The organism is Streptomyces sp. NPDC006872 (assembly GCF_040635845.1).
GTDB lineage: Bacteria > Actinomycetota > Actinomycetes > Streptomycetales > Streptomycetaceae > Streptomyces.
Map to the genome: position 1 here is coordinate 181,217 of NZ_JBEYIL010000004.1, position 24,345 is coordinate 205,561.

The window sequence follows — 24,345 nt, forward strand, 5'->3', positions numbered from 1 at the left end:
AGCACCATGACGCTTTCCGACTCCGACGTCGCCATCATCGGCATGACCTGCCGCTTCCCGGGCGCCGACTCCGTCGACCGCTTCTGGGACGTCCTCGGCGAGGGCCGCGAGACGCTGACCCGGTACACCGACGAGGAACTCCTCGCCGCCGGCGTGCCCGCCACCCGGCTGGCCGATCCGCGCTATGTGAAGGCCGCCCAGACCGTCCCCGGCACCGACCTGTTCGACTCCGAGCTGTTCCGGTTCACCCAGGACGAGGCCGAGATCCTCGACCCGCAGCACCGGATCTTCCTGGAGTGCGCCCTGGAGGCCCTGGAGCGGGCCGGCTACGACCCCGAGCGCACCGACGCCCACATCGGCGTCTACGCCGGCGCCGGCATGAACACCTACCTGCTGCACAACCTGGGCGAGCGCTACCGGGCCGCGTCCTCCGTGGACCACTACCGGCTGATGCTCGCCAACGACAAGGACTTCCTCGCCACCCGGGTGTCGTACAAGCTCAACCTGACCGGCCCCAGCGTCAGCGTCAACACCGCCTGCTCCACCTCGCTGGTCGCCGTGCACACCGCCTGCCTCGCCCTGCTCGGCGGCGAGTGCGACATGGCCCTGGTCGGCGCGGTCCACCTCAACCCGCCGGGCCAGGGCTACCAGTACCAGGAAGGCATGATCTTCTCGCCCGACGGCCACTGCCGCGCCTTCGACGCCGAGGCCCGCGGCACCGTGATCGGCAGCGGCGCCGGAGCGGTCGTCCTCAAGCGGCTGAAGGAGGCCCTCGCCGACGGCGACTGGATCCACGCCGTCATCAAGGGCTCCGCCGTCAACAACGACGGCTCCGCCAAGACCGGTTACACCGCGCCCAGCATCTCCGGGCAGGCCGCCGTCATCGCCGACGCCCAGGACGTCGCCGACGTAGACCCGGAGACCATCGGCTACATCGAGGCGCACGGCACCGGCACTCCGCTCGGCGACCCCATCGAGGTCGCCGCGCTCACCCAGGCCTTCCGCCACGGCACGGACCGCACCGGGTACTGCGCGCTCGGCTCGGTGAAGACCAACATCGGACACCTGGACACGGCCGCCGGCATGGCGGGCCTGATCAAGACCGCACTGATGCTGGAGCACCGCACCCTGGTGCCCAGCCTGCACTTCACCGAGCCCAACCCGGACATCGACTTCGCCGCCGGCCCGTTCTTCGTCAACACCGAGAAGACCGAGTGGAAGAGCGGGACGGGCCCGCTGCGCGCCGGCGTCAGCTCCTTCGGCATCGGCGGTACGAACGCCCATGTGATCCTCCAGGAGGGCCCGGCCCGCGCTCAGGCCCCGCACGAGAGCCGGCCGGAGCTGCTGGTCCTCTCCGCCCGCTCCGCGGACGCCCTCGAACAGGCCGCCGCAGCCCTGGCCCGCCATCTGCGGGCCCACCCCGGCCTCGACCCGGCGGCCGTCGCCCAGACCCTCGGCCTCGGCCGCCGCGCCCACACCCACCGGCTGGCCCTGGTCGCCGGCAGCACCCGCTCCGCGGCCATGGCCCTCGCCCTCGGCGACGAGGAGCGCATTCGCCGTGGCGTGACCGGACGCGAGCCGAGCGCCCCCGTCCTCGTCCTGACCGGCACCGGCGCCGACCCGGCCGACGCGGCCGAGCTGTACGCGTCGGCGCCCGCCTACCGGGACGCCGCCGACGCCTGCGCCGCCGCCCTCGGACGCCCCGGCGAGGCCGAGGCACTCCTCGCCGAGGACGGCACGGTCGCCGCCTGCTGCCACGAGTACGCCCTTGCCACCGCCCTCACCGCCTGGGGCGTCGCACCGGCCGGCCTCGCCGCCACCGGCGCCGGCCTCGCCACGGCCGCCGCCCTCGCCGAGGCCCTCCCGCTCGCCGACGCCCTCGCCCTGGCCCTTGGCGCCGGCGCCGCCCCCTCCCGCGTCGCCCCGCCCCGGCTGCCCGTCGTATCGCCGCGCACCGGCCGCTGGATGACCGAGGACGAAGGCCGCGACCCCGCCGTCTGGACCGGCCCGGCCGACCCGACAGCCTCCCTGGACGCGCTGCTCGACGGCACCGGCCGGCACGCGGTCCCCCTCACCCCGCCGGACGGCGGACCCGGCGGCCTCACCCACCTGCTCACCCTCGCCGCCGACCAGTGGGTGCTCGGCGCCGACCTCGACTTCGCGGCCGTGCACACCGGCCGGGACATCCGCAGGGTGCCCCTGCCCACCCACCGCTTCGAACGACGGCGGCACTGGGTGGAGCCCGGCGACCACGGCGCCCGGACCGAGGCGGCACCGGCCGGGGACCGGCTGATCGCCCGCTTCGACCCGGCCGACCCGCAGCACAACGTCGAACTGATCCGGGACCACCTCACCGAGGCGATCGGCAGGATTCTCGGCGGCCGGCATCTCGCCGCCCTCGACACCAACCTCTTCGACCTCGGCCTGGACTCCCTGGTGCTCATCGAGGTCGTCGCCGGGCTCGGCCAGGAACTGGGCTTCGAGGTCCCGGCCGCCTCCTTCGTCGAGTTCCCCACCATCCGGTCCTTCGTGGACAACCTCGCCGAGCTGATGGGCCTCGCCCCCGGCACGGCCCCGGGCGGCGACGGCACCGCCCCGGCGCCGCGCATCTCCCGGCGAGCCCGGCGCGCGGCCGACCGCCACACCGGCCAGGCCTGACCCCCTCCCGGCGGCGACGCCCCGGCCCACGGCGGCCGACCGAAGACCTGTGAGAGAGAGCAACTGTGGACGACAAGCGAAAGCTGCTGCTGAGCCTGCTGGCCCGGGCCTCCGCCCCGGCCCCGGCGAGCGACGGCGTGGCGATCGTGGGCGTCGCCGGCCGCTACCCGCTGGCCGAGACGCCCGCCGAGCTGTGGGACAACCTGGCCGCGGGCCGGCACTGCATCCGTGAGGTGCCCGCCGACCGCTGGGACGCCGATGCCCACCACGACCCGGCGGGCACGCGCGGCAGCTACAGCAAGTGGGCCGGATTCATCGACGACGTCGACAAGTTCGACCCGCTCTTCTTCCAGATATCGCCGGCCGACGCCGAGGCGATGGACCCGCAGGAGCGGCTGTTCCTGCAGACCGCCGCAGCCGTCCTGGACGACGCCGGCCACCCGGCCGCCGAGCTGGCCGCCCGGGGCCCGGTCGGCGTCTTCGCCGGCGTCATGAACAACAACTACGAGTGGATGGGCGGCGAGGCCACCGCCCTCGGCGTCCGCACCGACGCGCACTCCAACCACTGGTCGATCGCCAACCGGGTCTCGTACACCTTCGACTTCACCGGCCCGAGCCTCGCCGTCGACACCGCCTGCTCGGCCTCCCTCACCGCGATCCACCTGGCCTGCGAGAGCATCAGGTCGGGGGAGTGCCACACCGCGATCGCCGGCGGCGTCAACCTGATCCTGCACCCCATGCACCTGCGCATGCTGGCGGACCGCGGGATGATCTCGCGCGGCGACCGGCTCAGGAGCTTCGGGGCGGACGCCGACGGGTTCGTCGACGGCGAGGGTGTGGGCGCCGTACTGCTGCGGCCCCTGAAGGACGCGATCGCCGACGGTGACCGCATCCTCGGCGTCATCCGCGGCTCCGCCATCAACGCGGGCGGCAAGACCGGCGGTTACACCGTGCCGAGCGCGGCCGCGCAGGCCGAGGTGATCCGCGCCGCCCTGCACCGCGCCCAGGCCGACCCGGCCACCGTCGGCTACGTGGAGGCCCACGGCACCGGCACCCCGCTCGGCGACCCCATCGAGATCGCCGGGCTCGTGGAGGCCTTCGGCGGGCGCATCGACGCGGCGGAGCGGGCCGAGCGGCCGACGGTCGCCGTCGGCTCGGTGAAGTCCAACATCGGCCACCTGGAGTCGGCGGCCGGTGTCGCGGGCCTGACCAAGGTGCTGCTCCAGCTGCGCCACCGCACACTGGCGCCCTCGCTGAACTCCGCCCGGCGCAACCCCGGCATCGACTTCACCACCACGCCCTTCGACGTGCAGCAGACCCTCCGGCCCTGGGTGCCCGCGGGGGACGACGGCGAGCTCCCGCTGCGCGCCGTCGTCAGCTCCTTCGGCGGGGGCGGCGCCAACGCCTGCCTGGTCGTGGAGGAGTACCGCACAGCACCGGCCGAGCCCGTCGCCCCGGACGCCGACCAGCTCCTCGTCCTGTCGGCCAAGAGCGAGGACCGGCTGTGCGCGTACGCCGCCGACCTCGCCGCGTTCCTGCGCGGCGCCACGGGCGCGGACCCGGCGGGCCCCGTCCGGGACGCCCTGGGCGACGCCCAGCGGCTGTGTCTGCGCCTGGCCGCCGAAACCGTCGGCGTGGCCCCCGAGTACCTCGACCTCGGCACCGACCTCGCCGACTGCGGCTTCGGCATCCCCGAACGCGCCCGCTTCGAGGCGTCGCTGACGGCGGAGCTGGACGGCGCCCTGCCCGCGGCCGTCGCCATGGCGCCGACGCTGGGCGCGATGGCGCAGGCGATCGCCGGGACCGCAGGCGCCGACGGGCCGACCGACAACGCCCCGGACGCCCCGGACGCCCCGGACGCGTCGGGCGCGGCCGGCACACAGGCCGTCGCCGCTGTTCAGGGAGCCACCCGCCCGGCCGAAGGCCCCCTCCGCCTCGCCGACATCGCCCACACGCTCCAGTCCGGCCGTACCCCCCACGAGTTCCGACTGGCCCTGGCCGTCGGCTCGGTGGCCGAGGCGGCCGCGCTGCTGGAGGCGTACGCCAAGGGCACAGCCGACGCCCGGATCGGCACCGGCCGGGCCACCCGGGCACGGGTCGTCCTCGACGGCACCGAGGCCGACGCGCTCGAGACCGCCCTGGCCCGGCGGGACCTGGTGGCGGTGGCCGAGCACTGGCTGGCCGGCGCCGACGTCGACTGGTCCCGTGTCACCCCCGCCGCGGCCCGCCGGACCGAGCTGCCGGCCTACCCCTTCGCCCGCAAGCGCTACTGGATCCCCGAGCCCCCGGCCCGTATCGCCCCCGCACCGCCGTCCGGGTCCGACGACGCCTGTGCAGAGCAACTCCCCGACTTCTACCGGCCCTTGTGGGTACGCGAGGACGGACCCGCTCCCGCTCCCGGACCCGCTCCCGCTCCCGGACCCGCCCCGCGCGCGGGCCGCGTCGTCGCCCTGGTGACCGAGGCCTCCGCCTGGCTCGCCGAGGCGATCTCGGCCCGCATCCCCCAGAGCCGTCTGGAGCCGGTCCGCATCGACGAACTGCCCCCGTCCGCCTGGCTGGAGCGGGCCGACGGCGCCGACCTGGTGCTCCACCTCGGCGGCGTCGGCACCGGCATCGCCGAGGGCCTGGGCGCCGACCGGGCCGCCGAACAGCTGCGCACCGGCGCTCTCTCCCTGTTCCGCCTGGTCCGCTCCGCCGGCGCCGCGCGCCTCGTCGTCGTCACCAGCGACGTCCACCCGGTCGCGGGCAGCACTGCTGCCAACCCCTTCGCCGCGGGCCTGCACGGCCTGCTCCAGGTGGTGGCCAAGGAGCGCCCCGAACTCCGGGTCGGCGCCCTCGACTTCGCCTCGGCCGAGCTCACGGGCGAGGACGCGACCGCCGCTCTCGCCGACGCGATCCTGGCCGCTCCCGCCGACGCCACCGGCCGCACCGTCGCCCTGCGCGGCGGGGCCCGTTACGTCCGCCGCCTCGGCCGCGTCACCCTGTCCGCCCCGGGCCCCGTCTTCCGGGACGGCGGCGTCTACCTGCTCATCGGCGGCACCGGCGGCATCGCCCAGGAACTCAGCCGCCACCTCGCCGAGCGCCACCGGGCCCGGCTGGTGTGGTTCAGCCGCGGCGACCTCGGCCCCGAACAGCGCGCCGCCGCCGAGGAGATCCGCGCCCTCGGCGGCGAGGTCGCCCACGTCCGCGGCGACGCCTGCGCCCCCGCGGACCTCGCCGCCGCCGTCGCCGAGGCGCACCGCCGCTTCGGTGCCCTGCACGGGGTCGTGCACGCCGCGATGGTGTTCGACAACCATGCCCTCGCCGATCTCGACGAGGAGACCTTCACCGCCGCGACCCGCGTCAAGACCGAGGGCGCCGCCGCGCTCGCCGCCGCCGTGGAGGGCCAGGACCTCGACTTCCTGGTCTACTTCTCCTCCGCCGGCTCCTTCGGCAGCTTCGCCGGCAACGGCGCCTACATCTGCGCCTCCGCCACCGAGGACGCCTACGCGCTGTTCCTGCGCGACCGGCTGCCGTGTCCGGTGACCGTCGTCAACCAGGGCTACTGGGGCATGGTGGGTTCCGGCGCCGAGCCCGGACTCGCCGACATCTTCGCCGGGCTCGGCATCCAGGCCTTCAGCCCCGCCGCGGGCATCGCCGCCGTCCACCGCATCCTCGGCAGCGGGCTGCCGCAGGTCATGCCGATCCGTGCCGGACGCCGGGCCCTGGAGGCCATGGGCCACGACCCGGCCCTGGACGCCGAGGTCCTCGGCGGCGGCCACCCGGCCGCCCTGGCCGCCGCGGCCGGACACCTCGGCACCGGTACCGCCGCCGCCCCGGCCGCCCGCCGCGTTCTCATCGGATACGAGGAGCTGGAGGCCGTCTCCGCACCCATGCTGCTCGGCGTCTACCAGCGCATGGGAGCCTTCCGGCGCTCCGGCGAACGGCACGGCGCCGAGGAGCTGCGCGGCCGCCTCGGCATCCTCGACCGCTTTCGGCGGTTGCACGAGGCACTGCTCAACATCCTGGCCGACGCCGGGTTCCTGACCCGCGACGGCGACCTGGTCAGCAGCACAGCGGCGGTCGGTGGAGTCGACGCGGACGAGCACTCGGGCCGCTGGGAGGCGGAGTTCGACCGGATCGCCGCGGCCTTCCCGGACATCGAGCCCACGGTCACCCTCAACCGCCTGTTCCTCCAGGCGTACCCGCGTATTCTGCGCGGCGAGGTGGGCGCCACCGAGATCATGTTCCCCGGCTCCTCGATGAAGCTGGTGCAGAACTTCTACAAGGGCAACCCGCTCACCGACTCCTTCAACCTCCTGGTCCGCGACACGGTCCGCCATTTCCTGGACCTGCGCCTGCCGCAGCTGCCGCAGGGCCGCACGGTCGAGGTCGTGGAACTGGGCGCCGGCACCGGCGCCACCAGCGAACGGGTGCTGCCCGCGCTGGCCGCGCACCCGGGACGCGTCGGGTACACCTTCACCGACATCTCGCCGCGCTTCCTGGAACACGGCCGGGAACGTTTCGCCGAACGCTACGACTTCGCCCGCTTCCAGGTGCTCAACCTCGAACGCGGCCTGGTGGAGCAGGGGTTCGAGCCGGCCTGCGCCGACCTCGTCGTCGCCACCAACGTCGTGCACGCCACCAGCGACCTGCGGGCCACCCTGCGCAAGGCCAAGGCGCTGCTGCGCCCCGGCGGCTGGCTGGTCCTCAACGAACTGACCTCCGTACGGCCGCTGCTGACCATCGGCGGCGGTGTCCTGGAGGGCTGGTGGGCCTTCGAGGACGGCCACCTGCGCATGCCCGACTCCCCGCTGGCCTCCCCGCAGGGCTGGACCCGGCTCCTGCACGAGGAGGGATACGCCCCGGTCCACGCGCTGGGCGCCGGCGACCCGGCACTGGGCCAGACCGTCCTGGTGGCGGAGAGCGACGGAGTCCTGCCGATCGCGCCCGCGCCCACGGCAGGCCCGGCCACCGCCGCCGCGTCCGCCCCCGTCTCCTCGGGCGCGGCCACCTCCACCGACGCCCTCACCGAGCGCCTGCGCGACCTCGTCGAACGAGTGCTCAAGCTGGACGAGCGCATCGACCCCGGCCGCCCGCTGGCCGACTACGGCTTCGACTCGCTCAGCGGCATGAAGATCGTCGCCGCCGTGGACGAGGAGTTCGGCGTCGCCGTACCGCTCGGCGACTTCTTCGAACAGCCGACCCTGCGCGAGCTCGCCGCCCACCTGGCCGCCGACCGGCTCGCCGGGGTGGCGGCCGGGCCCGCCCTGCCCGAAGCGCCCGGGACACCCGCCCCGGCGCCCACCGCACCTGCGCCGGCCACCGCCCCCGCCGTCTCCCCGGCCACCGAGGCCGCGGCCCGCGTCCTGCGCCCGCGCACCGACGGTGAGGAGAGCCGCCACGCCCTGTCCGAGGGCCAGCGCGCCCTCTGGGTGATCGAGCAGATCGCGCCCGGTACCTACGCCTACAACCTGCCCCTCGCCCTCTGGCTCGACCGCGGCCTCGACGTGCTCGCCCTGCGGGCCGCCCTGCAGGACGTGGTCGACCGGCACGCCGAGCTGCGGGCCACCGTCCACGCCGGCGACGAGGGGCCGTACGCCCGGATCGCGACCGAGCCCGAACTCCCCTTCCAGCAGGTCTTCCTGACCGCCGACAGCGACGCCGAGCTGCGTGACCGGATGCGCGCCGACCTGCGCCGCCCCTTCGAGCTCGCCGCCGGCCCCCTCGTCCGCGCCACCCTCTACACCCTGGGCGACGGCCGTAACGCGCTGCTGCTGACCTTCCACCACCTGGTCTTCGACGGCGTCTCCATCGCCCTGCTCCTGCGCGAGCTGGAACGCGGCTACCACGCGCTCCTCGCGGGCCGCGCCCTCCCCGCCGAGCGCCCCGCCCGCAGCTACGCCGACTTCACCGCCCGGCAGCGCGAGCTGCTCGCCGGCGCCGAGGGCCGACGGCTGCGCGCGTACTGGACCGAACGGCTGCGCGGGCGCAGGACCACCGTGCCGCTGCCGCTGGACCGGCCCCGTCCGGCCGCGCCGGGCTTCCACGGGGCGAGCCTGGACGGGCACATTCCGGCCGCGGTCGCCGACCGGGCCCGCGCGCTCGCCGGCGCCGAGCAGACGTCCTTGTTCGGGGTCGTCCTCGCCGCCTGGTTCACGCTGCTGCACCGCTACAGCGACCAGGCCGACATCGCCGTGGGCACGCCGACGGCCGGACGCCCGGCGAGCGGCTTCGACGACACGCTCGGCTACTTCATGAACATGGTGGTGCTGGCCGAACGCGTCGACGGCGCCGAGGAGTTCCGCGGCCTGGTCCGCCGCGTCCACCGCACCGTGCTGGACGCCCTGGAACACAGCGTGTACCCGCTGATCACCCTGGCCGACGACCTCCGCCGCGCGGACCCCGAGGCCGGTACCCCCTTCAACGTCGCCTTCTACTTCCAGAACTGGACCCGCACCGCCCGCCGCGGCGCGTCCGGCGACGCCGTGGTGCTCGGCCCGGTCGAAGGGGTGCACCAGGAGGGCGAGTTCGACCTGACCCTGGAGGTCGTCGAGCAGGAGCAGGGCTGCCGCTACACGCTCAAGTACGACCCCGGCCTCTTCGACGAGGAGACCGTGGCCCGCCTCGGCGCCCACTTCACCACCCTCCTCGCCGCCGCCGTCGAAAGGCCCGGCACCCCGGTGGCCGACCTGGAGCTGCTCACCGAGGACGAGCGGGCCCGGCTCACCCCGCCCGCCCCCGCCGACTACCCGGCGGACACCCTGGTCTGGGAACTCGTACGACGGCAGGCCGACGCCCGGCCCGACGCGGTCGCGGTCCGCCACGCCGGCACCGAACTGACGTACCGCACGCTCGTACAGCGCGTGGACGCTCTCGCCGCCCGGCTCACCGCCGCCGGAGCGGGCCGTGGCCGGAACGTCGGGGTGCTGCTCCCGCGCGACCAGGACCTGCCGGTGGCGCTCCTCGCCGTCCAGGCCTCCGGTGCCGCCTACGTACCGCTCGACCCCGCCTACCCGCAGGACCGGCTCGCCTACATGGCCGAGGACGCCGGGCTGCACCTGCTGCTCACCCATTCCACCTGCGGCGTCGGCCTCGCGGCGGTGCCCCGGCTGGTCGTCGACACCTCCGAGCGTCCGCCGGCCCTGCCCTCGCCCGGCCCGGCCGGCCCGTCCGACGCCGCGTATGTGATCTACACCTCCGGCTCCACCGGCCGTCCCAAGGGCGTCCGGGTGCCGCACCGCGCGCTGACCAACTTCCTGTGGTCGATGGCCCGCGAGCCCGGCTTCGGACCCGGCGACACCCTGCTGGCCCTCACCACCGTCTGCTTCGACATCTCCGGCCTGGAGCTGTACCTGCCGCTGGTCACCGGCGGCACGGTGGAGCTGCTCGCCGCCGACGACGCCCGCGACGGGCTGCGGCTGCGCGAGGCCCTCGAACGGGCCCGCCCCACCGTCGTGCAGGCCACCCCGGCCACCTGGAGCATGCTGCTGGCCGCCGGCTGGCAGGGCGACCCCGCGCTGAAGGTGCTGTGCGGCGGCGAGGCGCTGCCCGCCGACCTGGCCGAGGCGCTCCTCGCGGGCAACGGTCAGGTGTGGAACCTCTACGGCCCCACCGAGACCACCATCTGGTCGGCGGCGAGCCGCCTCACCCCGGGCGGCCGGGTCACCCTGGGCGCCCCGATCGCCAACACCGCGCTGCACGTCCTCGACAGCGCGCGCAGGCCCGTCCCCACCGCCGTCGCCGGCGAGTTGTACATCGGCGGCGACGGCGTGGCCGACGGCTATCTGGGCCGCCCCGAACTGACCGCCGAGCGCTTCCTGACCGACCCGTTCGCGGCGCGCGCCGAGGCCCGCATGTACCGCACCGGCGACCTCGTACGACGGCTCGCCGACGGCACGATCGAGTACCTCGGCCGGCTCGACTCCCAGGTCAAGGTGCGCGGCCACCGGGTGGAGCCGGAGGAGATCGAGGCGACCCTGCGCCGGCTCGACGGCGTCCGCGAGGCCGTCGTCGTGGCCCGTGGACAGGCAGCGGGCTCGCACACCCTGCTCGCCTGCTACGTCCTTCAGGACGGCGCGGCCGAGCCGGACCGCGAGCTGCTGGCGGCCTGGCTGCCGGACCACATGGTGCCCGACGCGCTGGTCCGGGTGACCGGCTTCCCGCGCACCCTGAACGGGAAGACCGACCGCACCGCGCTGGCCGCGCTGCCCCTGGCCGACCTGCGCGCCCGCTTCGGCGCGGGGTCCCCGCCCGCGGCCCGCGCCGGCGCCCCGGCAGGGGCGTCCGGCGGCCGCACGCAGGCTCTCGTCGCCGAGCTGGCCCGCATGGTCGCCGCCTTGGTGGACCTGCGCCCCGAGGACATCGGCGCACACACGCCGCTCGGCGAGACCGGCATGAACTCCGTGAGCTTCACCGCGCTCAGCGCCGAGCTGCGCAAGGTGTACGGCATCACCGAGTACCCGACCCTCTTCTACCGCCGCGGCACCCTGCACGCGCTCGCCGAGCACCTGTGGGAGCAGCACGCGGCCGCGCTGACGGCCCACTTCGGGACGGCCCCGCAGGCACCCGCCACCGAACAGACCGCTCCGGCCGGGTCCGAGATGCCGGCGGTCCCTGCCGGGTCCGAGACCCCGGTGGCCCCCGCCGGCCGTGAGGTCGCCGTCATCGGCATGGCCGGGCGCCTGCCCGGATCCATGGACCTCAGGGAGTTCTGGGACCACCTCGCCGCCGGCGACGACCTGGTCGGCGAGATCCCCGCCGACCGCTGGGACTGGCGCGACCATCCGCGCTCCCGCTCCCGCTGGGGCGGCTTCGCCCCGGACGTGGACCGGTTCGACGCCGCGTTCTTCGGCATCTCACCCCGAGAGGCCGAACTGATGGACCCGCAGCAGCGGTTGCTGCTCGAAACCGTCTGGCAGGCCGTCGAGGACGCCGGCCACCGCCCCTCCGAGCTGGCCGGGAAGCGGGTCGGCGTGTTCATCGCCGTCACCAACTCCGACTACCACGAGGTGCAGCGGGCCGCCGGACGCGCCACCGAGGGCCACACCCTCACCGGTGCCGCCCTGTCGATCGTCCCGAACCGCGTGTCGTACCTGCTCGACCTGCGTGGCCCCAGCATCGCCGTCGACACCGCCTGCTCCGGCTCCCTCACCGCCGTCCACCAGGCCTGCGCCGCCCTGCGCGACGGCACCTGCGACCTGGCCATCGCGGGCGGCGTCAGCCTCATCCTGGCCCCGGGTGTCTACGAGGCGCTCAGCCAGGGCGAGATGCTCAGCCCCGACGGCCGCTGCAAGGCCTTCGACAGCCGCGCCGACGGCTATGTGCGCGGCGAGGGCGCGGGCGTCGTCCTGCTCAAGCCGTACGAGCGGGCCGTACGCGACGGCGACGCCGTGCACGCCGTGATCAAGGCCGCCGCGCTCAACCATGCCGGCCGGACCACCTCGCTCACCGCCCCCGACCCCGAGGCCCAGGCCGACCTGCTGGTCGAGGCCTACCGGGCCGCCGGCGTCCACCCGGACACGGTCGGCTACATCGAGGCGCACGGCACCGGCACCGCCCTGGGCGACCCCATCGAGACCATCGGCCTGAGCACCGCCTTCCGGCGGCTGCGGGCGGGGGAGGACACACCCGGCGGGTCCGCTCCGTGCGCCATCGGCTCGGTCAAGACCAACATCGGCCACCTGGAGGCCGCCGCCGGTATCGCCGGACTCTTCAAGGCAGTCCTGTCGATGCGGCACGGCACCGTCCCGGCCAGCCTGCACTTCCGCGAGCAGAACCCCTACCTGGAACTCGACGGCGGACCCTTCGAGGTCGCCGCCACCGCCCGGCCCTGGCCGCGTCCCCGGGACGCACACGGAGCCGAGCTGCCCCGCCGTGCCGGCGTCAGCTCCTTCGGCTTCGGCGGGGCGGGCGCGCACATCGTGTTGGAGGAACCCCCCATGCCGGACACCCGCGACGAGCCTGCGGTCCAGCAGGTCTTCGTGCTCTCGGCCCGCGACGGCGACGCGCTCCGGCGCTCGGCCGCCCGGCTCGCCGACCACCTCGGGCGCCAGGACGTCCCGGCCCAGGACCTCGCCCACACCCTGCAGACGGGCCGGGAACCCATGCCGCACCGGCTCACCGTCGTCGCCGACGGCGCCGCGGCCCTGCGCGCCGAGCTCACCGCGTACCTGGCCGGGCGCCCCTCCGCCGTACGCACCGCCCAGGTGACGGCCCCTCAGGCGGGCGACCCCGTCTCCCCGGACGGGCGCGACCTCCACGCCCTGGCCGCCGCCTGGCTGCACGGCGCCGACGTCGACTGGCGCACCCTGCACGAGGGCGCCGCCCGACGCCGCGTCCACCTGCCCGCCTACCCGTTCGCCGGCCCCCGGCACTGGGTCGCCCCCGGCGAGCGCCCCGCAGAGCCCGGCCCCCGACTGCACCCCACCCTCCTGGACGCCAACGTCTCCACCTTCGGCGAGCAGCGGTTCGCCAAGACGCTGACCGGCGAGGAGTTCTTCCTGCGCGACCACGTCGTCGGCGGCGACCTCGTGCTGCCCGGCGTGGCCTGTCTGGAGATGGGCCGCCTGGCGGGCGAACTCGCCGCCGGGGGAGCCCCGGTGCGCGGCGTCGACGACCTGGTGTGGGCGGCGCCGGTCCGGCTCGCCTCCGGCCACACCGGGCACCCGCTGCTGGTCCGCGTCACCGGCGACCGCTCCCGCGCCGCCTTCGAGGTGGGCGGCGCCGCCGAGGACGCGCCGGTGCACGCCGGCGGCACCCTGCGGTTCGACGACCCCGGTTCTCGGCCCGCCCCCATCGCCCCGGCGGACGTACGGGCCCGCTGCACCCGCGTCCAGGCGGGGGCCGACTGCTACGACGCTTTCGTCCGGCTCGGCTTCGCCTACGGTCCCGCCTTCCGGGTGATCGAGGAGATCGCCGAGGGCCCCGGGGAGGCGCTGGCGACGCTGCGCCTGCCCGAGCCGCAGCGCGCGGACGCCGGTGCGTACGCCTTCCACCCCTCCCTGCTGGACGCCGCCCTGCAGACCGCGGGCCGGCTCGTCCCCGGCGCCGGGGACCCGGCGGGCCCGGCACCGTACCTGCCGTTCTCCCTGGGCTCGGTCCGGCTGTACGCCGCTCTGCCCGAGCGGGGCTACGCGTACGCCACCCCGGCCCGGCGTCCGGCCCCGGCGGGCTCCCTCGCCTTCGACGTCGCCCTGCTCGACGAGAGAGGGCAGGTGGCCGCCACGCTGGAGTCCTTCACACTGAGGGCGCTGCGCCCGACGGACGCCACGCGGGCAACGGACACCGCACCCGCGCCCGGGATGCTGGCCGCGCCCGCCGTCGACGTCGTCCACGCCTTCGAGCCCCTCTGGGCGGCCGCACCCGCTCCGCCCGGCCGACTCCCCTCCGCCGCACGGGTCCTGCTGCTCGAGCCCGCCTCCGCCGACGCCGGCGACGCCACCGACGTGGCCGTCGCCCTCACGGCGACGGGCGCCGATGTCCGTCGCATCCCGCTCGGCAGCGGCTTCGACGCCGAGGCCGCCGTGCGCGCCGCCGGAGCCGGCCCCGTCCACGTCGTCCACCTGGCCGGACGCGACCGCACCGCCGAAGACTCCGTGGAGCACGGCTTCCACGCGGCCCTGGCCTTCCTGCGGGCCTGGCAGCGTGAGCGCCGCGACGCGCTGCGCTATCTGTACGTCCACCCCGAGCCGGCCCCGTCGCCCGCCCAGCCGGCGATGGCCGCCTTCGCCCGCACCGTGCGCCTGGAGCAACCGTCGGTCGCCCTCGGCGTCCTGGCCCTCGCCGCGGGCCGCCCGCTCGCCGAGGCCGTCGTCGCCGAACTCGGCGCGGACGGCGGCCCCGAGGTGCGCATGGACGCGGAGGGCCGGGCCCGCCGTGCCTGGCGGCACGTGAGCCTCCCGGCCGCGCCGGGCGCCGCGTTCACCGGCGCCGGCGCGCACATCGTCACCGGAGGCACCGGCGCCCTGGGCCTGCTCGTCGCCGAGCACATCGCCGCCGCGCGGCGGGCCGCCGGTGTCACCCGCGGTGGCATCGTGCTCGCCGCGCGCACCGCCCCCGGTCCCGAGACCCGGGCCCGCGCCGACGCCCTCGGCGCCCTGGTGGTGCTCGCCGACGTCACCGACCCGGCCGCCGTACGCGACCTGGTGGCCGAGGCCCGCCGGACGCACGGCTCGGTCAGCGGCGTCGTGCACGCGGCCGGCGTCCTCCGCGACGGGCTCCTGCGCACCAAGCGGCGGGCGGACGCGGACGCCGTCCTCGCCGCCAAGGTGCACGGCACCGTGCTGCTCGACGAGGCGACGGCGGACGAACCGCTGGACTACTTCGTCGCGCTCTCCTCGGCGGCCGCGGCCTTCGGCAACGCCGGCCAGGGCGACTACGCCTTCGCCAACGCCTTCCTGGACCACTTCGCCGAGGAGCGCGAGCGGCGCCGCCGGGAGGGCGCCCGGCACGGTCGTACCCTCGCGGCCGCCTGGCCGGTCTGGGCCGACGGCGGGATGCGCGTCGACGCCGACGCCGAGGCCTACATGGAGCGTGTGCTCGGCATGCGCCCGCTGCGCACCGCCCCCGCCCTGCAGGCCCTGGACCGCGCCCTCGCCCACACCGCGCCGCGCCTGCTCCTGGCCGCCGGCGACCCCGACCGCATCCTCCGGGCCCTCGAAGACGCGGAACCGCACAAGGACGGGTCCGCCACCGCCGCGCCCGGGGCGCACGAGCGCGCCGAGGAACTGGTTCTGCGGCTGCTCGCCGAGGAGTTGAAGCTGCCCGAGGCGGAGATCGCCGTCGCCGAACCCTTCGACCGCTACGGCGTGGACTCGCTCATCACCATGAGCCTGATCCGCCGCCTGGAGGAACACGTCGGCCCGCTGTCGAAGACCCTGCTCTTCGAGTACGTGACCGTACGCGACCTCGCCGGCCACCTGGCCGGAGCCCACCCCGGAGCGTTCCCGGCCGCCGTCCCGGACACCACCGCCCCCGCGGCGGCCGTGCTTCCGACGAAGCCGGCCGAGCCGGTCGCGCCCGCCCCGCAGGACGCCGCCATCGCCATCATCGGCGTCGCGGGACGCTACCCCCAGGCCGACGACGTCACCGAGTTCTGGCGCAACCTGCGCGCCGGCCGGGACAGCGTCGAGGAGATCCCCGCCGACCGTTGGGACCACGGCCTGTTCTACGACCCCGACAAGTCCGCCACGGGCAAGACCTACGGCAAGTGGGGCGGCTTCGTCCCCGGCGCCGACCGCTTCGACCCGCTGTTCTTCCGGATGTCGCAGATCGAGGCGGAGCACACCGACCCGCAGGAGCGGGTGTTCCTGGAGACCGTCTGGCATCTGATGGAGGACGCCGGATACACCCGCGAGCAACTGCGCGGCACCCGCACCGGCGTGTTCGTCGGCATGATGTACGGCCACTACCAGCTGTACGGCGTCCAGGAGGCGCTGCGCGGCGAGGGTTTCGCGACCTCCTCGTCGTACGCCTCGGTGGCCAACAGGGTGTCGTACTTCTTCGACTTCGCCGGCCCCAGCATCGGCCTGGACACCATGTGCTCCTCGTCGCTGGTCACCATCCACCAGGCCTGCCTCGCCATCCGCAACGGCGACTGCGACGTCGCCGTGGCCGGCGGGGTCAACATCTCCAGCCACCCGGTGAAGTTCCTCCAGCTCGCCCAGCGCGGCTTCCTCGCCGAGGACGGGCGCTGCCGCAGCTTCGGCGAGGGCGGCACCGGGTACGTGCCCGCCGAGGGTTCAGGTGCCGTCCTGCTCAAGCGCCTGGACGCGGCCCTCGCCGACGGCGACCGGATCCTCGCCGTGGTCAAGGCGTCCGCCGTCAACCACGGCGGCGCGGGCGCCGGTTACAGCGTCCCCAACCCCAAGGCCCAGGGCGACCTCGTGCGTACGGCGCTGGAGCGGGCCGGGCTCGCGCCCGCCGACCTCGACTACCTGGAGGCGCACGGCACGGGCACCGCGCTCGGCGACCCGGTCGAGATCACCGGCATGCTGCGGGCCTTCGGCGAGGAGCCGCCCGAGCGGCTGCCCATCGGCTCGGTCAAGTCCAACATCGGCCACGCCGAGTCGGCCGCCGGCATCGCCGCGATCACCAAGGTGCTGCTCCAGATGCGGCACGGCGAGCTGGCGCCGTCCCTGCACGCGGACCGCCTCAATCCGAACATCGACTTCACGGCGACCCCGTTCGAGGTCCAGCGCGAGCGGGCGCCCTGGCCCCGCCGCGTCCTGGCGGACGGCAGGGTACGGCCGAGGACGGCGGGCGTGAGCTCCTTCGGCGCGGGCGGCACGAACGCCCACATCATCCTGCAGGAGTACGTCGGCGACGGCGACGGCGACGGTGCCGGTTCCGAGGCCGCCCCGACCGGTCTCCAGCTGGCGGTGCTCTCCGCGCGGGACGCCGGCCGGCTGGCCGCGCAGGCCCGGCGGCTCGTCGGCCACCTGCGCGCCGAGGGCACCGCCGTGACCCCCGCGCAGGTCGCCTGGACCTTGCAGAGGGGCCGGGAGGCGATGGCCCACCGGCTGGCCGTGCTCTTCCACGACCTGCCCGAACTGTGCGCCCGTCTCGACGAGTTCGCCGCGGGCGGCACCCCGGCGGGCAGCTGGACCGGCGTGGTCGACCCGCGCCGGCCCGCCGCGGGCGAGCGGCTCCCCGCCGACCCCGCCGCGTACGCCACCGCCTGGACCGGCGGACAGCAGGTCGACTGGCCTGCCCTGCACCCCGGCGGCAGGCCCGCCCGGGTGGCCCTGCCCGGCTACCCCTTCGACGGCGACCGGGTCTGGCTGGCCGCGGCCGACGCCGAACTGGCCGCCCTCGGCGCCGGGCGTGACGCACTCGGCACTGGCCGCGACGCACTTGGCGGCGGCCGGAGCGCTCATGGCGCGGACCACGACGCGTCCGATGCGAGCCACGGCGTCTCCGGCGCCCGACGCGACCCCGAGGGGCTGTTGTTGACTCGGCAGTGGCGCCCCGCCCCGCCCGTGCCCCGTTCGGCGCCGCCCGCCCTGACCGCCGTGCTCGCCGCACCCGGCACCGAGGCGCTGGCCGCCCGGCTCGCGGCGGCGCTGCCGGCCGCCGAGGTGCTCACCGTCGACCGGGTCGCCGCCGAACTCACCGACGCCGGCACCCGCTGGGACCGCTTCGACGCCGTCGTCGACCTGGCCGGCTGCACCGGACCCGTGCTGCCGCCCACGCACGCCGACCTGCCCTCCTGGCTGCGCTGGCTCCAGCACCTGATCGACCTCGGCCGCCGCGACCTGCGCGCCCTGCTCGTCTCGCGCGGTGCGCCCGCCCTCGGCGGAGCGGCCCGGGTGGGCCTGTACCGGATGCTGCAGAGCGAGTACCGCCACGTCCGATCCCGCCACCTGGAGATCGACCACGCCGCGACCGACGAGCAACTGTGCCGCTGGGTCGCCGAGGAACTGTCCGCCGACGACGAGCCCGCCGAGGTCGCCTACCGCGAGGGAGCGCGCCACCTGGCGACGCTTGCCGAGGCCCCGCGGGAACAGCGCGCCCAACTCGGCTTCCCCGCGGACCATGTGCTGTGGGTGACCGGCGGCACGCGCGGCCTCGGGCTGCTCACCGCGCGCCACTTCGTCGCCCGGCACGGCGTGCGCAAGCTGGTCCTCACCGGCCGCGAGGAGCTGCCGCCGCGCGCGCAATGGGCCGCGCACATCGCCGCGGACGGCCCGCTGGGGCGCAAGCTGCGCCCGCTCGCCGAACTGGCCGCCCAGGGCGTCGAACTCGAGGCCATCGCCGTGCCGTTGGACGAGAAGGAGGCGCTCGCCAAGGTCCTCGCCGACGTCAGACTGCGGCTCGGCCCGGTCGGCGGCGTGATCCACAGCGCGGGCTTCACCGACTTCGAGAACCCGGCGTTCGTCCGCAAGCCGCAGACCGGCGTCGACCGTGTCCTCGCACCGAAGGTGTTCGGCCTGGACGCCCTGCTGGAGTGCTTCCGGGACGAGCCGCTCGGCCTGTTCGTGCTGTACTCGTCGGTCGCCGCCGCCGTTCCCGCCCTCGCGGTCGGCCAGAGCGACTACGCCATGGCCAACGCCTACCTGGACGCGGTGGCCGAGGCCCGCCCGTACGGCCTGCCCCTGGTCAGCGTGCAGTGGCCGAGCTGGAAGGACACCGGCATGGGGGAGGCCCGCAGCGCCGCCTACCAGGCCTCCGGCCTCGCCGCGCTCACGGACGCACAGGGGCTGGCCCTGCTCGACCGTGCGCTGGAGGGCGGCGCCCGGGTCGTGCTGCCCGTACTGCCACGCCCCGGCGCCGAGTTCAGCGTCGAGCGCCTGACGGCACGGCGCCTGGAGACCCCGCCCGCCGCACCGGCCGCCCCGCCCGCCGCACCGGCCGCCGCGCCACGACCGGTGGCCGGCGCGGGCGCGGACGTGCGCGCCGCCGTCGAGGCGGTCACCTCCTGGCTGCTCGACCGGCTCGCGGCGGAACTGCGCTTCGACCGCGCCAAGCTGGCCGGGGACGTCCCGGTCCATGACTACGGCATGGACTCGATCATGGTCACCCAGCTCGTCCAGACCGTCGCCCAGCGCCTGGACGTCTCGGTCGACCCGTCGGCCCTGCTGGAACACCCGACGATGGACGGCTTCGCGGCGTATCTCGGCGAGGAACACCGGACGGAGCTGCTCGCAGAGTTCGGCGGCACGGAGACCGGCAGCACGGCACCTGAGGCTGAGACTCAGGCTGAGGACGGGGCTGCGGAGTCCGCCGCCCCGGCGCCGTCGGAATCCGCCGCCCCGGCTCCCGTCTGGGCCTTCGACACACCCGCCGCCCCACCCGCCACAATCCACCGGCAAGGCGCCACCTCCCACACCCCTGACCCGCGAGCGGGCGCCATAGCCGTGGTCGGCCTCTCCTGCCGCTTCCCCGACGCCGACTCCGCCGACGCCTACTGGGAGCTGCTGCGGGACGGCCGTACGGCTCTGCGTCCCGTCCCGGACTCCCGCTTCGGCCGCTCCCTCGGCTACCACGCCGGGCTGCTGCCGGAGGTGCTGCGGTTCGCGCCCGAGCGGTTCCTGCTGTCGGAGGCGGACGTCAAGGCGATGGACCCGCAGGCGCTGCTCCTGCTGGAGGAGGTCGACAGGGCGGTGCACCACGCCGGTCACCGCCCGGCGGACCTCAAGGGCCGCAGGGTCGGCGTGTACGTCGGCGGCCGGGCCACCCACACCCCCGACCCGGCGGCCCTGGAGCGGGCCAAGAACCCGGTCGTGGTCACCGGCCAGAACTACCTCGCGGCCAACATCTCCCAGTTCTTCGACTTCCAGGGCCCCAGCCTGGTGGTGGACACCGCCTGCTCCTCCGCCCTGGTGGCGATGGACATGGCCGTACAGGCACTGCGCACGGGTTCCGTCGAGTCGGCCGTCGTCGCCGGTGTGAGCCTGCTCGCGGACGACCGGGCGCACCGGGTGTTCGGGCAGCGTGGGCTGCTCAACCCCGGGCCGGAGTTCCACGCGTTCGACGGCCGGGCGGCCGGCCTGGTGCTCGGTGAGGGCGTCGGCGTCGTCGTCCTCAAGCCGCTGGCCCAGGCCCGGGCGGACGGCGACCGGGTGCTCGCCGTACTGGAGGGCATCGCGATCAACAACGACGGCCGCACCGCCGGACCGGCCACCCCCAACCTGCGGGCCCAGAAGGACGTGATGGCCGAGGCGCTGGCGCTCAGCGGCCGTGCGCCGCAGGACGTCGGCTGGGTGGAGACCAACGCCTCCGGCTCGACCGTCACCGACCTGATCGAACTGAAGGCGATCGAGGGTGTCTACGGCGCCGGCCCGGCCCGTTCCCTGCGGCTCGCGCTCGGATCGGTGAAGCCGAACATCGGTCATCCGCTGGCCGCGGAGGGCATCGCGGCGTTCATCAAGGTCGTCCTGATGCTGCACCACCGGCAGCAGGTGCCGTTCCGCTCCGGACAGCAGCCCCTGCCGCACTTCGACCTGGACGCCTCCGCGATGTACTTCCCGAGAGAGCCCCGCCCGTGGCCTGCGGGCGCGGACCGGGCCGCGCTCAACTGCTTCGCCGACGGCGGCACCAACGCGCATCTGCTGCTCGCCCCGGCCCCGGCGGACCACCGCGCCGCCCGGGCGCCGCTGCCGCAGCCCCCGTCGGAGCGCACGGTCGTCATCCGGGGCGCTGCCTGCGAGGCGCCCGACGCACCTGCCCGGTCGGCGGCCGGCCTGTTCTGGGAGACGTACCGATGACCGCGGCCGCCGGGACGCCCCCGACGCCCCCGAGGAACGAGCCGCCCATCGGGCGCCTGCCCGTGGTCTTCATGTTCTCCGGGCAGGGCTCGCAGTACTACCGCATGGGCGAGGAACTCTTCGAATCCGACGAGGTGTTCCGCTCGGCCCTGCGGCGGTACGACACCGTCGCCGCCGGGCTGCTGGGCGAGTCGGTCCTCGCCCGGATCCTCGACCCGGCCCGGCGCAAGAACGACCCCTTCATCGACACACGTCTCACCCACCCGGCGATCGTCATGATCGAACTCGCCCTGGCCGAGACCCTGCGCGCGGTCGGCATCGAGCCGCACTACCTGCTCGGCTCCAGCCTCGGCGAGTACGCGGCCGCGGTCCTCTCCGGCAGCATCGACGCCGAGACATGCCTGCGGCTGCTCGTCCGGCAGGCGGAGAGCCTGCCGGCGGGCCCGCGCGGCGGGCTGCTCGCGGTCATCACCCGCCCGGACGGCCGGGATCGGATCCCCGCGCTGCCCGGCTGCGAGGTCGCCGCCCGCAACTACCCCGGCCACATCGTGGTGGCGGGCGCCGACGCGGACCTGGACCGGGCCGAGGCGACCCTGCGCGCGGCCGACGTCCTGCACCAGCGGGTGCCGGTCGAGTACGCCTACCACTCCAGCCTGATGGACGGCGTCCTCGCCGAGTGCCGGGCCGTCTTCGACGGGGTGCCCTTCGCCCCACCGCGCATCCCCTGGGTGTCGTGCGTGGACGGACGGCTCGTCGAGCGGCCCGGCGCCGACCACTTCTGGCAGGTCGCCCGCAGACCCATCGAGTTCGAGCGGGCCATGGCCGCGATGCGGGCCCGCGGCGACTTCCTCTACCTCGACCTGGGCCCCTCGGGCACCCTGCACAACTTCGTCCGCGGCAACCTCCCGGCGGGTGACCGCTCCCGTTCGCTGCCGCTGCTCAGCCCGTTCGGCCACGACCCACGGGTCCTGGAACAGGCCCGGACACTCGCGGCACCGGCCCCCTCTCTCTCCCCCACTGCGATCACACGTCCACATGCACCACATCCACATCCACATCCACATCCGGCTCCGGTGGCAGTGAAGACGGCAAGGAAGGCACACGGTATGAAGGTCTACGGTTTCCCAGGTCAGGGGTCTCAGCAGCGGGGGATGGGCAAGGAGCTGTTCGCCAGGTACCCGGGGGAGACCGCGATCGCCGACCACGTGCTCGGCTACTCGATCGAGGAACTGTGCGTCCACGACCCGGAGCGCCGCCTGGGCCGTACCGAGTACACACAGCCGGCGCTCTACGTCGTCAGCGTCCTGACCTACCTCGACCGGCTCGCCGAGGACGCCGAGCCGGCCGACTACCTGATCGGCCACAGCCTCGGCGAGTACGCCGCCCTGTTCGCCGCCGGCGTCTTCGACTTCGAGACCGGGCTGCGCCTGGTGCAGCGGCGCGGGGCCCTGATGGCGGAGGCCGGCGGTGGCGGGATGGCCGCGGTGGTCGGTTGCGACGAGGAGACCGTGCTGCGGGTGCTCGCCGACTCCGGCCTCGACGATATCGACCTGGCCAACTACAACGCCCCCGACCAGTTCGTGCTGTCCGGTCCGGCCGAGCGCGTCGACGACGCCCGCGCCGCCTTCGAGTCGGCGGGTGTCCGCGCTGTCCGGCTCAACGTCAGCGCGCCCTTCCACTCCCGCCACATGCGCGACACCGCCGCGGAGTTCGCCCGCTTCCTGGACGGCTTCACCCTGCGGACCCCGGCCGTCCCGGTACTGGCCAACGTGGACGCGCAGCCGTACGCCCCCGGCGCCGTCAAGGCGAACCTGACCGCACAGATCGACTCCCCGGTCCGCTGGACCGACACGGTGCGTCGGCTGATGGGCCACGGCGACTTCGAGTTCGTGGAACTGGGCCCGGGCCGGGTCCTGGCCAATCTGGTCGCCAAGATCAGGAAGAACACGGAGCCGCTGCCCGCGCCGAGAGCGGGGGAACGTTTCGACGATCCGCTGCCCGCGCCGAGAGCGGGGGAACGTCTCGACGATCCGCTGACTTCCGGCCAGTTGCCGCCCCCCGTACGACCCGCGGCCCTTGCCGCCCCGACGGCTGACAACCTCGGTGCCGCGACCTTCCGCGAGCGGTACGGTCTGCGGCGCGCGTACCTGCTGGGCGCCCTGTACGGCGGCATCTCGGGTCGCGAGATGCTGGGCGCGGCGGCCAAGGCCGGGCTGCTCGGCTTCCTGGGGACCGGCGGCCTGCCCCTCGACGAGGTGGACGGCCTGCTGCGCGACCTGGCCGGGGAACTGGGCCTGGGCGGCTCCTTCGGCGTCAACCTGCTGTACCGGCACGGCGCCCCCGAGGAGGAGTCCGCCCTGGTGGACCTGCTCCTGCGGCACGGCGTCGACCTGGTCGAGGCGTCCGGCTTCCCGCTGATCACCCCGGCGCTGGTCCGGTTCCGCCTCAAGGGCGGCCGGATCGTCGCCAAGGTGTCCCGCACGGACGTGGCCGCCGAGTTCCTGGCCCCGCCGCCGGAGCGGCTCGTCGCCCGGCTGCTGGAGGCGGGCGAGGTCACCGCGCAGGAGGCCCGCGCGGCGGCCGGCCGGCCGATGGCGGACGATCTGTGCGTGGAGGCCGATGGCGGCTGGCTGAGCAGCACCGCCGACCTGCTCACCCTGCTGCCCGCCGTGCTGCGGCTGCGCGACACGACGGCGACGGGCGGTCACCGGGTGCACGTGGGGTGCGCGGGCGGCATCGGCACGCCCGAGGCCGCGGGGGCCGCGTTCCTGCTCGGCGCCGACTTCGTCCTGACCGGCTCGGTCAACCAGTGCTCCGTGGAGGCGGCCACCAGCGCGGAGGTGAAGGACATCCTTCAGGAGGCCCGCGAGTACGACGTGGACACCGCGCCCTGGGGCGAGCTGTTCGACCTCGGCGTCCAGGCCCGCTACCTCAAGCGGGGGTTGTTCTTCCCGGCGCGGGCGTCCCGGCTGCACGAGCTGTGGCGCCGGCACGGCTCGCTCGCCCAGCTGGACGACGAGACCAGGAGCCAGGTTCTCGACCGGTACCTGGGCGGCGAGGCCCCCGCGCCCGTCGCCGCAGGCAGTACCCCCGAGCAGCAGCTGGCGGCTGTGTTCCGCGGCTACTTCACCCGCGGTTTCCGCCTCGCCGTGAGCGGTGACCAGCGCTTCCGGGTGGACTACCTGGTGCACTGCGGCCCCGCGATGGGCGCCTTCAACCAGGTGGTCGCGGACACCGAGCTCCATCCGTGGCGAGCCCGCACGGTGGAGACGATCGCCGACACCCTGATGGACGGCGCCGCCGTCCACCTCTCCGCATGTCTCGGCTCGTTGCTCAACTCTGCGCGGTGAAGGGCGCCTGAAGGGTGCCTGACGGGCATCTGCCCTGTTCAGGCACCCTTTCCTGCGCCTAGAAGAAGCCCAGCTTCTTCGGCGAGTACGACACCAGCAGGTTCTTGGTCTGCTGGTGTCACACGCTCACCGTCGCCTTTGACCTGTGG

Annotated in this window: 3 protein-coding genes; all 3 read left to right on the forward strand. The window is 75.1% G+C overall.

Annotated elements, in window-relative coordinates:
* Positions 1-6 precede the first annotated feature (6 nt).
* The 3 genes from ABZ725_RS13830 (at position 7) to fabD (ending at position 24,196) form a co-directional block, all read left to right on the forward strand.
* Positions 7-2,658 carry a beta-ketoacyl synthase N-terminal-like domain-containing protein gene (locus ABZ725_RS13830; RefSeq protein WP_358802889.1) on the forward strand — a complete coding sequence of 884 codons (2,652 nt, stop codon included), beginning with the start codon at positions 7-9 and terminating at the stop codon, positions 2,656-2,658.
* Positions 2,659-2,723: 65 nt separating this feature from the next.
* A complete protein-coding gene (locus ABZ725_RS13835; RefSeq protein WP_358802890.1) occupies positions 2,724-20,846 on the forward strand; it encodes an amino acid adenylation domain-containing protein in 18,123 nt (6,040 codons plus the stop codon).
* Positions 20,843-24,196 carry an ACP S-malonyltransferase gene (fabD, locus tag ABZ725_RS13840; RefSeq protein WP_358802891.1) on the forward strand — a complete coding sequence of 1,118 codons (3,354 nt, stop codon included), beginning with the start codon at positions 20,843-20,845 and terminating at the stop codon, positions 24,194-24,196. The genes ABZ725_RS13835 and fabD overlap by 4 nt, the downstream gene beginning before the upstream one ends.
* The last annotated feature ends 149 nt before the right edge of the window (positions 24,197-24,345 follow it).